Below are 13119 nucleotides of genomic sequence, written 5' to 3' on the forward strand. Positions count from 1 at the left end.
CCTACAAGGTCTGTGCGATCTTTGGTTGTCGATTCTGATCCGGTGACGTTCCGCTGAGCCGACGATGATGTCGATGAGGTCTGCCCCCTTTCCATCGGTGAGCGCTGAGTCGCTGAGGGATGGGGCATCGTGTCGGAGACCCCCTTGCTGTCACGGCTAGAAGCACAGTTTGGGGCGGGTATCGGTCGGCCACCGAGGGCATGCCGCCCGGCAGACTTGCATTGGGCACAACCGGATTTCGGCTAATGTGGTTGGACATCGGTGTATCGTTGCTGCGCTGAGGTATTGGTTGAACGGGGCGGGTGTGCGGTTGGATCCGGGATCTGTTTTCGCTGGGTACACGATCGAACGTGGGCTCGGGGTGGGCGGTATGGGTGTGGTGTACCTTGCACGCCATCCTCGCCTGGACCGGTCCGTGGCGTTGAAGGTGATCGGCGGCGCGCTTGCGGACGACCCTCGTGTGCGTACCCGGTTCGAGCGGGAGAGCGCTCTGGCCGCGAGCCTCGATCACCCCAACATCGTGCACGTCTACGACCGCAGTGACAAAGATGCCGAAACCCTCTGGATCTCAATGAAATACATCGCCGGCGGGGATACCGTCGACCTTCTTGCGCGTAGCGGTGGCCGCCTGCGTGTGGACCATGCGGTGAGGCTGATCGGCGATATTGCCCGCGCCCTGGACCATGCCCACGCACACGGGATAGTCCACCGCGATGTCAAACCGGCGAACATCTTGGTCGACAGGTCCGAAAACGGGCTCGAACGAGCAGTGCTGACCGATTTCGGCATCGCACGGGCGTTCAGCGATACACAGACGCTCTCCGCGATCACCGCGACTTTCGCCTACGCCGCGCCGGAACGTTTCGGTACCGAGCCGGTCGACCGACGTGCCGATCTGTACTCCCTGGCCTGCACGCTGTATGAACTGCTCACCGGCCAAACACCGTTTCCACGCTCGGATCAGGCTGCGGTTATTGCCGCGCACCTCCACGAACCGCCGCCGCGTCCCACCGATCTCGTACCCGGGGTGCCTCCGGGCGTCGACGAGGTGATCGCTACAGCCATGGCCAAACACCCCGAGGATCGGTACCCCGACTGCGGAACCTTTGCCGCTGCCGCCAACCAGGTCCTCACCGAAGCCTGGCGGCCAACCGAGGTAAACGCCGTTCACAACATCGAATCAAATCCACACCAAAGCGCGATGAACCCGAGTTCGCCGCCACCGAGCGCGGTGGGAAAAGCGACAAGCCGGACATCCTGGTCACGTCTTCCTGTTTGGCTCGCGTATCTGATCGCCGTCGTGACAACGTTCATGATTGAGCTGGCAACCGGGGCTGTGACGACCCTGCAACTCGGCGTGTGGTTGCGCTGGATGGTGGCCACGACCATCCTGGAGGGCGCCGCATTCGGCAGTATTTTGTTCCTCGCTCGGCCCAGGACCTACGCGATCGTTCCGGCCAGCGTGGTCGGTGTTCTGATCACGGTAATAGCCGCCGACTGGGCCATGAGTGTCGGCTATTTCAAGTTCTATTTCACCTATCTGACGGTGGCGTGGTGGCTGCCCTGGCTCTTGTTGCTGCCGACGACAGGCATGCTGTCCTGGCTACGAGTGCGGCTCGTCCGCAAGCCGAACAGCAATCGTTGAGTCAACATCCCCTGGCCCGATCTCGATGCGGTCCACGCGGAGGCGCTGCGGGAGTGCCTCGCTTTGCGCTGCTACGTAGGTGCGGGCCACGCGATCGACCGAGCACTTTATGCGGCATGAGGATTGGCCCGATAACTGAGACCGGCTGTGATGGCCGCAGTTTGGGACAACCGGAGAAGTCGCAGGTCCAGAGACTTAGTGGTGGCCACGAATTTCGAGACCCTACAGTTCCGGCCGCCCTGTCAGGGAACCTGGACTCGCCTGTCCCAGCGCAACCCCGGTTGACGATGCACTGCAAATTAAGCGAGAGAGGAGCCAGTAGTCTTGTCGTCACCAGTGGGGTGCGTACCGAGGGAGGCCATTCAAATTGTCCAATCCAGTGACCGATTCCCCGCTTCCCGAACGTATGACATGGGACGAGCTCAACGCACTACCCGTCGGACAGGCCGAGCGAATCGAGCTGGTCAAGGGCAAACCGGTCTGGGTCAGGACAGGACCGCCGGAGCACCAGCGATTCGCCACTCGGATGCGCAACGCCCTCGAGGTGTGCGCACGCGACAGCATGCGGGCGCGGTCGAGTGAATGCTGGCAGGTGGACACTGAAACCAATGTCTTTCTCAGCCACACCAAGGATGACTTCCTCACCCCCGATTTCATGGTCTACCGCTGCCCGGAAGAACCTTGGAAACCAATCTTCGCCGAGACCGTGCTGATCGTCGGCGAGGTCCTGTCGCCGTCCAATCACATCGGCCAGATGCTCGCGAAGCAGGCACGCTACGCCGAAGCGGGCATCAGTGAATACTGGGAAGTCCTGCTGGACCGAGAAGGCCGCCGGATCGATACGATCCTGACCTACGTGCTGGCGACTCCCAGCGACCTTCCCGAGGGCGTCACACCACTGCGGCCACGCCAATACGCCCAGGTTGGTGAGTGGTCACCGAAAGTCGACCCCGAGATCACACTCCCATACCCCTTCCCCATCTCACTCAGTTGGACCGACCTCGAGTACTGATCCCGCCGTTACTGGTCCCACCGTCGGATAGCCGGTCCACGTCCCGATACACCCACCAATTGGCTATCAGGTTGCTGCCGCTTGATGGAGTTCCGCCGGACCAGCGCCCGACTTTTGTTACGGAAGTCATATCTCACGACACTCCAATCAATTTAATATGAGAGTCATACGATATGATTCTCGAATAGATGGGAATGTCATGATTGTTGTCACCGGAGCCACCGGAACGGTCGGCCGTCCGCTCGTCGAACTACTTGTCGCACAGGGGGTTCAGGTACGAGCCGTAACCAGATCACCCGAAAGTGCCGCGCTGCCCGCCGGTGTCGAGGTGGTGGGCGGCGATCCGGCCCGGCCGGACACCCTTGCCGATGCTCTCGACGGTGCGTCCGCCGCATTCCTGCATCCGCGCGCCGTGGGTGATGCGGCCTTCGAATTCGCGGAACTGGCTGGTAAGCGTGGCGTGCGCCGACTTGTCGCCCTCTCGGCCATCAATATCGACGACCCGCTCGGCGCACAGCCGTCGCGCTTCCGCGGCGATCGGAACAGGGAGGCCGAGAGGGCGGTGGTCGACAGTGGTCTGGAGTGGGTGAGCCTGCGCGCCAGCAGCTTTGCGATCAATGTGGTGCAGAGCGGTTGGGATGCCCAGATTCGCGCGAGTGATGTGGTGCGCGGGCCCTATGCCGAATTCGCCGAGAGTCCGCTACACGAAGGCGATATCGCGGCGGTCGCGGCGCATGCCTTCCTGACCGACGAACTGCTGGGCCGACGGGTGGAACTGACCGGGCCCCAATCACTTACGCACGTCGATATGGTTCGGATCATCGGCGAGGTCATCGGTAAGACGTTGCGCTACGAGGAAGTCCCCGCCGCAGTGGTGCGGCAAGGCATGGTGGCGCGCGGCTTTCCCGAGGATTTCGTTGACTCCCTGCTGACCCGGTACGCCGATGGCGTCGGCCAGCCCGCACCGGTCACCAACGACGTCGAGAAAATACTCGGCCGCACAAGAACTTTCTCCGAGTGGGCCGCCGATCACGCTGCCACCTTCCGGAATTGAGCGAACAATGCGCACAATCGCCCATTTCGCCGCTCAGGTATTCAGCGGTATCTTCGCCGGGTTCCTGATCGCCGTCCTCGTCCTCGAACTATCGATGCGTGACGCAACCGCAGCCGTCTATACCCAGGTCAGGCAGATCGAACTGGAATGGCTCGACGTCCTCGCCACCGTCACCCTGCTACCGGCCCTGATCGCCACCGCCCTGGTCATCGCGGCCCGCATCCGCGACCGAGGCCCGGCCCGCTGGCTGCCGATCATCGCGTTCGCCCTGCTCGCGAGCGTCCTGATCCTGACGATCATCGTCAATCTGCCGATCAACGCCGACCAGCGCGACTGGATCGTCACCATGCCGCCGGACGACTGGGCAACCATCCGTGACCGATGGCAACTCTCCCATGCGGTGCGCACAGTGGCCGCCACCCTCGCCTTCACGACGCTGTGCGCGGCTCAGGGCACCCGGCGGTTCGCCACCGCCCACTCGGCGACGGCGTCGGGGGACACGTCTTCGCCGAGCACGTTATCGATGACGACCCGCCCGACGCAGACCGAGCGCAGTATGCGATCGGCGAAAGCCTCCACATCTCCCCACGGCAGATAGGGTTTCGCGATCAGCAGCGAGGCGACGCCGTGCGCGGTCGACCACATCTCCAAGACGACCGGCACCGGGTCACCCGGCGTGACCACGCCGAGGTTCATGCACTCGGTGACGGTGGCCGCGAGATGGGCGAAGGCGCTGCTGGTCAGCACTTGGTCGACCGCGCCCGCCGTCTCGCCGGGCGTCATGGCCAAGCGGTACTGCTCCGGATGCTCCCTGGCGAAGCGGACATATGCCAGGCCCTGCTGACGCAGACGCTCCATCGGCGAGTCGTTCGGATCGGATGCGGCCAGCATTTCCGCGTCCAGATCTTCGAAGACCTGGGCCACCACCGACTCGATCAGCTGATCCTTGTCGGCGAAATGGCGGTAGATCGACGGCGGGGTGACACCGACGATCTTGGCGATCTCCCGGATGGAAACCGCGTCGACGTGACCGGCATCGGCCAGCAGTTTCTTTGTGGCGTCGAGGATTTCGGCGCGTAGCTCCGCACCGGAGCCACGTGCCGAACGCTGCCTGCGGGTAAAATTCACATTCGTCCGGCTAGTTGGTGTTCATCGGATTCGGTTGTGCCAGGCACGGTTTCGCCCTCACTCAAGCCGATCTTGGTGTGCAGCCGGGCGAGTGGCGCGGGGGCCCACCAGTTCGCGGTGCCGAGCAGCCGCATGAGCGCGGGCGCGAGCAGGCCGCGGATCAGCGTTGCGTCCGCGAGCACTGTCAAAGTCAGCCCCAGGCCCGTCATCTGGATGAACGATACCTTCGAGGTGACCATGGCGGCCATCACGATGGCCATCAATAGTGCGGCCGCGGTGAAGATCCGGCCGGTGCGCGCGACACCCAGCGCCACCGCGCGAGTGTTGTCCGCGGCGGTGCGTCCCGACGCCAGCCACTCCTCGCGAATGCGCGAGAGCAGGAATACCTCGTAGTCCATCGACATTCCGAAGGCGAGACAGAACATCAGGATCGGCATGGTCGGAACCAGATATCCGGTCGCGTCATTGCCGAAAACGCTGGACAAGTGTCCGTCCTGGAAGATCCAGACCATCGCACCGAACGCGGCGGTCAGCGAAAGCGTATTGAGGGCAAGAGCTTTCAGCGGCAGCAGCACACTGCCGGTGAACAGGAACAGCACCACGAAGGAGGCGAGCACGATCAGCCCACCGGCCAGTGGCAGTCGCGCACCCAGTGCGTCGAGGGAGTCGCGGTTGATCGCGGCGCCACCGCCGAACAGCGCCGGTCCCGGGCTCGGGACATCGCGAAGCCGGTCCAGTTGCGTCTTACCCGCGGAGGTGAAGGGATCGACGGTCGTCGCGACCGTGAGGAATGCGCCGGTGTCGTTCGTCATCTGCGGCGATCCCGTCGCTACCCGCATGCCGCCTGCGTACAGGCCAGGACCCGAAAGCACTCCGGACACGCCTTCCACCTTCGACAGCGCTGCGGCGTAATCGCCGATGGCGGCAGGATTTCCGTGGTAGTCGTCGAGCACCACGCTGACATTGGTCGCGGCATTGGACTGGAAGTCCGAACGCAGCGCGTCGCCGACCGTGCGACTGCTGGAGGCGGCGCCCGCATTGAGTACTCGATCGTCCGGAAAGCCGAATTTCACGCCGAGGAACGGGGACCCGATTGCCAGCATCAGCACGATGATCGCGATGGCGACCGGTGCGGCATGGCGCATCACCCACTGGACGGTGCGGTACCAGAAGGTCTGCTCGGGTTCGCGCTGGGCGTGCAGGTCCCGGCCGAGCAAGCGCCCCAACGGCTTTCGCAGATCCAACGCATTCACGCGGTGTCCGAGCACCATCAATACCGCGGGCAGGATAAGGATCGATGCGGCGGCGGCCGCGACGACCACCGCAACGCCGGCGTAGGCAAAGGATTTCAGGAAGTACAGATTGAATACGCCCAGCGCGGCCACCGACAGCGCGACGGTCAGCGCGGAATACAGCACCGTGCGTCCCGCGGTCTGCACCGCGCGCACCACCGCCGCCTCCACATCGAGTCCATTGCCGAGTTCCTCGCGGTAGCGGCTGACAATGAACAGGCTGTAGTCGATCGCGAGGGCAAGACCGAGTGCCGTGGTCAAGTTCAGCGCATAGATCGACACATCGGTGAATACCGCGAGGGAGCGCAGGATCGCCAGGGTGGTCAAGATCGCGAAGATGCCGACGGCCAGCGGCAAGAAGGCCGCCACTAGGCTGCCGAACACCAGAATCAATACGATGAACGACAGTGGGATGGCCACGCTCTCGGCGACCGCGAGATCGTGGGTGATCTGCTCGTTCGAGTCGTGGTAGATGGAGCTGAGGCCGCCCTGATCGACGCTGACGCCGTCATAGGTTCCGGTGACATCGTCGGCGATCGCACCGGCGGCCTTTTGGGCCACGGACTCCTCGCCGGTGATGTACCCGAGCACCAGCGCGCTCTTACCGTCCTTGCTGCGCAATGCGGACGAAAGCGACTGCGGCGCGTTCCAATAGGACTGGATGCCGATCACATCGCCGCGCGAGCGCAGGGTGTCGACCACCTTCGCGCCCGCGGCCTTGGCGGCCGGGCCGTCCGCACCGGCATCATCGCGAACCAGCAGAATGAGGTTGGGTTCCGCGCCGCCGAAGTTATCGGCGATCAACTTGGCGACCTGCGACGATTCGGCATCGTCGGGGGTGAAACCACCGGTCTTCATATGCGAGGTCACCGTGGCGCCGAATGCGCCGCAGAGTACGGCCAATAGTGCGGCGGCGAGCAGGATCGTCCGCGGATGCCTGGTGGCCAGATGTGCGATCCGTACGAGCATGAGCGATCTCCCCTAGTTCGACTGCCCGGGCAACAGCGTTAGCGTAACGCCGTTAACTCAGTGTCGACAGGGGCGCACAGCTAACAGATAGTGATCCCGATCACGGTTTAGGCGACTACCCCAGGAAGGCGACGATCGCATTGGCGATGGCGTCCGCGTACCTCGCCCTACCGTCGGGCGATTCGATCAGCGCGGCGTCACCCGGATCGCTCATATTTCCACACTCGACCAATGCGACCGGGCGTTCGGACAGGTTGAGACCCGCCAGATCCGCGCGCGGGTTCATGCCGTCGGAACCGACATAGGTCGACGGCGCGAAGCCGGACCCGATCATGGTGTCGCGCAAGGTCGTTGCCAGTCGCTGCGACGGCTCGTGCTGCGCCGCGTTCAGTGGCGGCGACGAGTAGGCGACATGGAAGCCGTGGGCGCCCGCGGCGGCGCCGTCGGCATGGATCGAGACGACAGCCGCTGCGCCACTGCGGTTTCCGATGGCGGCGCGTTCGTCGACGCACGGGCCTACGCCCGCATCGTCGTCGCGGGTCAGCACGACACGAATTCCGCGGGCGGCCAAAGCATCCCGGACACGGATTGCGACATCCCAGTTGAATTCGTGTTCGGTATAGCCATCGGTGGCCGACGTGCCGGTGGTGTTGCACGCTTTGGTTTTTCCGCGACCGTCCGGCACCTGACGGTTGATCTCGCCGGGCTGTGCGGCATTGCCGCCATTGTGACCGGGATCGATGACGACCACGCGGTCATCGGCGATGAAGCGCGGCGGGGATGTCGCCGGTTCGTCGCCGACCTGCGGTGCCGTGGTGCGCGCCGGTGAACTCGATGCGTCGTGCGCGCATCCGCCGAGCAACATGCCCCACGCGCAGATCGCGGCGGTCGTCTTCCAGCTTCGCAATCGCATGACATCGACACTGCCACAGGCTTGCGGCCGGTTCATGGCTAGCGGAAGGCCAGTGCGCCGAGCGTGTCCGCGTGCCGGTACTGCAGATACTTCTTGACCGTGTCCGCGGCAACGCCGGCGTTGGCGGTGGCCACCGTGACCACGACGAACTCCTTCTCGGTCCCGTCGCGCCATTTGCCGGTGACGAAATTATCGATATAGGTGCCCGGACGCAGGTGCAGATCCTCGTCGGTGAACTTGCCGAGCGCGGCGGTGGCTTGGCCCTCGGTCGACATCGCCATGACGAATTGGGTGATCTTCAGCCCGCCGCCCTCGGCCCGGTACACCAGTTCGGCGGCGTACTCGCAGCCCAAGCCGCTGAGCTTGCCGTTCACCTCGAAATCGCGGCAGTTGGCGTGGTCGCGGCCCTCGACCCAGTCGGCGTGCAACTCCACGCTGTCGAATTTGAAATTCCAGTCGTGGGCGAAGTCGCTGTAGGTGAGCTTGCCCGAGGACGGCTGGCCCGGCGTTGCCGTGGTTGTTCGCGGGGTGCTCGTGCGCGGCGCACTCGTCGCCGGGACGACGGTGGCGGTGGCATCCGAGGCCTGCGGCCGGTCCGTATCTCGCGTGGTGATGACGACCAGGCCGACGCCGACCGCGGCGAGTACCGCGACCAGCCCGAACACCACGGCGACGAGCACACCGGTCTTCGACTTCGGCGGCGGGCCCGGTGTCGGCGCACTGGGATAGCCCATCGGGTAGCCAGTCTGAGCCCAACCCTGCTGAGCCGGATAGTCCACCGGCTGGCCCCACTGCGCCGGATCCTGCCGCGGCTGCTCCCCGTATGGATAATTCACTGCCTGCCCACCTCCCCCGCCGGGGCGGCGACCCCCACCCTGCTTCGGCCGAACCAGTCAGGTACTGATCGCGAGCCGATCCCCCGGCGTTGCAGTTATGCCAGCTTAGCCGGTGAGCAGTAGGCCCAGCGCAAGGCAGAACATCACGGCCGCGATCACCGAATCGAGCACGCGCCAGGCGATCGGGCGGGCGAACAGCGGGCCCAGTTTGCGGGCGCCGTAGCCGAGCGAGGTGAACCAGATGATGCTGGCGACCATCGCGCCCGCGCCGAGGAACCAGCGGTCCGGACTGGTGTAGGTATTGGCGAAGGAGCCGAGCAGTAGCACCGTATCCAGGTAGACGTGCGGATTGAGCCAGGTCAGGGCCAGGCAGGTGAGGACGGTCGCGCCGAGTGCGACGGTGGCGCCGGTGGACTCGGTGGTCAGGCTCGATGCCGCGGCGGCGCGGCGGGCGGCGAGAATGCCGTAGCCGAGTAGAAATGCGGCTCCGGCGTAGCGGATCACCGTCAACAGCACGGGTGCGGATTCGACCACGACGCCCAACCCGCCGACGCCCGCGGCGATCAGCACGATGTCCGACACGGTGCACACCGCGACCACCGCGAGCACATGCTGACCGCGCAGACCTTGTCGCAGGACGAAAGCGTTCTGCGCGCCGATCGCCACGATCAAGGAGAGTCCGAAGCCGAGTCCCGAGATGGCCGCCAGGGCCGCCGATGATGCCGTCACATGCATCGACGCTAGATCCACAGGTGAGACCAGACCAGCTAAAGATTCTGAAGTACCTTTACGATTCCTTAATGGACCTGCAGCTCGATCAGCTCCGCGCGCTCAATGCGGCGGTCACCGAGGGCACCTTCGATGCGGCCGCGCGCAGTCTGCGCGTGACGCCTTCGGCGGTCAGTCAACGCATCAAGGCGCTCGAGGATGCGGCCGGTCGCATATTGCTGCAGCGCACAAAACCGGTGCGCCCCACCGAATCCGGGCTCGCGGTGCTGCGGTTGGCGCGGCAGATCGAACTGCTCGCAGGCGATGCCGCACGCGAACTCGGCGATACCGATCGACCCGCGGATCGGCCTATTCGGGTGCCGATAGCGGTCAATGCCGATTCGCTGGAAACGTGGGTGATGCCCGCGCTGCGGCAGGCGCCCGCCGGTGTGTGTTTCGAGATACATCGTGAGGACGAGGAGCATACGACTCGACTGCTACGCGACGGGACGGTGATGGCCGCGATCACCGCCACCGCGGCGGCGGTACAGGGGTGCCGGGTGGAGCGGCTCGGCGCCATGCGCTATCGGCCCATGGCGAATCCGCGGTTCGCGCGGACCTGGTTCCCGGATGGGCCGACCGCGGCGGCGTATTCCGTTGCGCCGGTTGTGCTTTTCGATCGCAAGGACGACCTGCAGGATCGGCATCTGCGGCGGCGGTGTGGGCAGCCGGTGGATCCGCCGCGGCATTATGTGCCGTCGTCGGCCGGGTTCGCGGAGGCGATTCGGATCGGGCTGGGATGGGGGATGTTGCCGGATCTGCAGACTCGGGGTGGCCGGAATCTCGTGCCTATCGATGGCGATTCGTATATCGATGTCCCGCTCTATTGGCAGCAGTGGAAGGTTGATTCACCCGCGCTCAGTGGGGTTGCGGGTGCTATCGCGGTTGCTGCGGCCGAGGCGCTGTCAGATGGTCCACGGCGGTGACTTCGGGAAGGGCCCGCCCTATTCCTGGTCGGTGGACGGGATTTCTTCGCGCTGGGCCGTTGGGGCGTCGGCTGCGAGCCAGGGCATGCGGTCGAGCAGCCGGTCCCGCAGTTCCGTCAACCGAGTGATGCGCTCGTTCAACTCGGCAACTCGTGGCGGTCCGACGGCCGCGTACCCAGTGGCACAGCGCGGTTCGAAGGGAAATACGGCGGGCAGGTCGTGGTCCAGGTAGGGCAGGAAGGCCCGGACATCGTCGACGGTGAAACCGATGTCGAGCAATTCGCGGATGTTGTTCACCTGTTTGATCGCGTTTTCGTCGTAGGTGCGGTACCCCGAGGTGGTGCGCTCGCAGGTGAGCAGACCCTGCTCTTCATAGAAGCGCAGGGCGCGGGTGGTCGTTCCGGTGCACGCCGCGAGTTCACCGATCAGCATCTCGTTCCCTTTCGTCGCTACGGTCAACGCGCGAGACCTACGATCACCTTCCCGGTGTAGTGGCCGCGGACCAGATCGAGCAACGCACGCGGCGCGTTCTCCAGCCCGTCGACGACGGTCTCGGTTTGCACGAGTTGCCCGTCTGCAATCCAGCGGCATAACCGTTGCCCGAATTCCGCCGCCAGATCCAGATGGTCGAGCATGGTGAAGCCACGCAGCGTGATCCGCTTACCGATCACCGGCAGCAGATCTCCTGGGCCTTCGTCGGGCAGACCGCCGGACCGCTGCCGAGTGAGAGCACCGCACAGCGCAATGCGTCCGCCCACATTCATCACCTCGATCGCCGCCCGCAACTGAGCACCACCCACATTGTCGAAATACACGTCGATTCCGTCCGGCGCGACAGCTCGCAACTGCTCGACCAAGGGTGCGTCGTGGTAGTCGAACGCAGCGTCGAAGCCGAGATCGTCGATGACGTGGCGCACCTTTTCCGCCGAGCCCGCGCTACCGACGACCCGGCCCGCACCGAGCAACCGCGCGATCTGGCCTGCCATGCCACCGGTGGCGCCCGCCGCGCTGGAAACGAAAACGGTATCGCCGGCACGCAGACCCGCCACGGCCGTCAGGCCCGCGTAGGCGACCAGCCCGAATCCGAGATAGCTGGACGGCGATGGGTACGCGTCCGGATCCACGACCCGGATCGCGCTCGCCTCGGCCGTCGCGTACTCGCGCCAACCGAGCCGATGCAGCACCAGCGCGCCCTCCGGGACGTCCGGATCCGCGGAGGCGACGACCTCGCCGATCGCATCGCCGAACATCGTGGCGCCAACAGCGAACGGCGGCATGGGAATTCCCGGATAGGCGCCGATCTGCATGAGCATCCCGGGATCGATCGACATGTACAGATTCCGCACCAGCACCTGCCCCGGCGCCGGATCGGGCACCGGCTGCTCGACCAGTCGGAAGTCGGATAGTTCCGGAAATCCGGCCGGTCGTGCGGAAAGCTGGACAGCCCGTGCGGTTCGCGTCATAACAGTCATGCGAGCGAGGCTAAGGATTGACGTATACGTGAAGGTCAAGCCCGCAAGTTGACCTCGCCGGTTGCGGCAGATGTGGTTACAGCTCGAGCCTGTGCGGCCGCATCACCGTTCCGGGGAAAGCTGTCGGCTCGAGGCGGGGGCCTGCGGCGCGGTTTCGCCACGGCGGACGGTGATTACTCCGGTGAGGATCAGGGCGCCGCCGAGGAGTTGGAGCGGGCGGGGGGATTCACCGAGCAGGACCCAGGCGAAGGCCAGGGCGGCCAGGACTTCGAAGAGCGCTACGAAGGAGGCGAGGCGGGAGCCGAGGAGGCGGGTGGCGGCGATGCCGGAGACGTAGGCGAGGGCGGCGGTTATCGTGCCGAGCGCGAGGACGGGGAGCCACCAGGAGACGGTGAGGTGTTGGAAGACAACGGGATCGGTCGTGGCGCGCAGGGGGACGATGCCGATCGCGCCCGCTGCGAGGAGGGCGAGTCCGCCGAGGAGCAGGCCGCCGGCGGCGAGTACGGTGCCGGGCAGGGTGCCCTCGCCGTGGGCGGAGAGCAGGAAGTAGGCGGCGGCGCCGATCATGGCGGCCAGGGCCCAGGCGATGCCGATGCCGCTGGCGGCCAGGCCGGAGCGCAGGTCGATGACCAGGACCAGGCCGGTCATGCCAAGCAATGCGCCGAGAACCGTTGCCGCGCTGGGTCGTTGGCTCTGACGCAGCCAAATCCAACCCACCACGGCGACCGGTGCGGTGTACTCGATGAGCAGTGCCACGCCGACCTGCATATGGGCGACAGCGTTGAAGTAGGCGAGTTGGGTACCGGCCACGGCGAGTAGTCCGTACGCGGTGATCAAAGAGGCGTTGCGGCGCAACAGATCCCAGTTGCCGCGCAACTGCACCACCGCGATCGGCACCAGAACAGCGGCAGCGAGCAGCACCCGGACTGCCACCACGGATGCGGAGCTCCAGCCCGCATTCATCAAGCCGCGAGCCAGTGATCCCGATAGCCCGAACGAGGACGCGGACACCACCGCGCAGAGCAGTCCGTTCCGCAGCCGCCGCGCAGTGTTGTCATGAGTCATCGTAACCATGACTCATGACGCTAAGGTGGGTCGGGTAAT

The 13119-nt window shown here is 65.1% G+C and carries 12 protein-coding genes and 1 pseudogene; 5 read left to right on the forward strand and 8 right to left on the reverse strand.

The features are described from left to right. The first annotated feature begins 370 nt into the window (after window positions 1-370). The 4 genes and pseudogenes from ACQPYR_RS33210 to ACQPYR_RS33225 all read left to right on the forward strand — a co-directional run. On the forward strand, window positions 371-1645 hold the full coding sequence (locus tag ACQPYR_RS33210) for a serine/threonine-protein kinase (protein ID WP_433622795.1): 1275 nt from the start codon (window positions 371-373) through the stop codon (window positions 1643-1645). A 379-nt stretch (window positions 1646-2024) separates the two neighbouring features. Further along, on the forward strand, window positions 2025-2657 hold the full coding sequence (locus ACQPYR_RS33215; RefSeq protein WP_433622796.1) for a Uma2 family endonuclease: 633 nt from the start codon (window positions 2025-2027) through the stop codon (window positions 2655-2657). A 199-nt stretch (window positions 2658-2856) separates the two neighbouring features. Then, complete coding sequence (locus ACQPYR_RS33220) at window positions 2857-3711, forward strand: SDR family oxidoreductase (protein WP_433622797.1); 855 nt, start codon at window positions 2857-2859, stop codon at window positions 3709-3711. A gap of 94 nt (window positions 3712-3805) precedes the next feature. Further along, window positions 3806-4132, forward strand: a pseudogene (locus tag ACQPYR_RS33225) (anthrone oxygenase family protein); the annotation flags it as partial. A gap of 26 nt (window positions 4133-4158) precedes the next feature. Here the strand turns inward: ACQPYR_RS33225 and ACQPYR_RS33230 are convergent. The 5 genes from ACQPYR_RS33230 to ACQPYR_RS33250 form a co-directional block, all read right to left on the reverse strand. After that, window positions 4159-4839, reverse strand: a complete 681-nt coding sequence (locus ACQPYR_RS33230; RefSeq protein ID WP_433622798.1) for a TetR/AcrR family transcriptional regulator — start codon at window positions 4837-4839, stop codon at window positions 4159-4161. Then, entirely contained in the window at window positions 4836-7100 is a 2265-nt protein-coding gene (locus tag ACQPYR_RS33235; protein WP_433622799.1) for an MMPL family transporter, read from the reverse strand. The genes ACQPYR_RS33230 and ACQPYR_RS33235 overlap by 4 nt, the downstream gene beginning before the upstream one ends. A gap of 115 nt (window positions 7101-7215) precedes the next feature. Then, window positions 7216-8013, reverse strand: a complete 798-nt coding sequence (locus tag ACQPYR_RS33240) for an N-acetylmuramoyl-L-alanine amidase (protein WP_433622800.1) — start codon at window positions 8011-8013, stop codon at window positions 7216-7218. A gap of 38 nt (window positions 8014-8051) precedes the next feature. After that, window positions 8052-8849 (reverse strand): hypothetical protein, encoded by a 798-nt coding sequence (locus ACQPYR_RS33245; RefSeq protein ID WP_433622801.1) that lies wholly within the window; start codon window positions 8847-8849, stop codon window positions 8052-8054. A 105-nt stretch (window positions 8850-8954) separates the two neighbouring features. Next, window positions 8955-9584 carry a LysE/ArgO family amino acid transporter gene (locus ACQPYR_RS33250; RefSeq protein WP_433635312.1) on the reverse strand — a complete coding sequence of 210 codons (630 nt, stop codon included), beginning with the start codon at window positions 9582-9584 and terminating at the stop codon, window positions 8955-8957. Between the two features lie 65 nt (window positions 9585-9649). Between ACQPYR_RS33250 and ACQPYR_RS33255 the strand changes: the two genes are divergently transcribed. Then, window positions 9650-10543 carry a LysR family transcriptional regulator ArgP gene (locus tag ACQPYR_RS33255; protein ID WP_433622802.1) on the forward strand — a complete coding sequence of 298 codons (894 nt, stop codon included), beginning with the start codon at window positions 9650-9652 and terminating at the stop codon, window positions 10541-10543. Window positions 10544-10561: 18 nt separating this feature from the next. Here the strand turns inward: ACQPYR_RS33255 and ACQPYR_RS33260 are convergent, their stop codons facing one another. The 3 genes from ACQPYR_RS33260 to ACQPYR_RS33270 form a co-directional block, all read right to left on the reverse strand. After that, window positions 10562-11002 (reverse strand): MerR family transcriptional regulator, encoded by a 441-nt coding sequence (locus ACQPYR_RS33260; RefSeq protein WP_433622803.1) that lies wholly within the window; start codon window positions 11000-11002, stop codon window positions 10562-10564. Then, window positions 10999-12015: an NADP-dependent oxidoreductase gene (locus ACQPYR_RS33265; RefSeq protein ID WP_433622804.1), complete on the reverse strand. Its 1017-nt coding sequence runs from the start codon at window positions 12013-12015 to the stop codon at window positions 10999-11001. Before ACQPYR_RS33265 ends, ACQPYR_RS33260 begins: the two co-directional genes overlap by 4 nt. Window positions 12016-12117: 102 nt before the next feature. After that, entirely contained in the window at window positions 12118-13089 is a 972-nt protein-coding gene (locus ACQPYR_RS33270; protein ID WP_433622805.1) for an EamA family transporter, read from the reverse strand. Window positions 13090-13119: the final 30 nt, after the last annotated feature.

Source organism: Nocardia sp. CA-120079 (genome assembly GCF_050955745.1).
In the GTDB taxonomy this organism is placed as follows: Bacteria; Actinomycetota; Actinomycetes; order Mycobacteriales; family Mycobacteriaceae; genus Nocardia.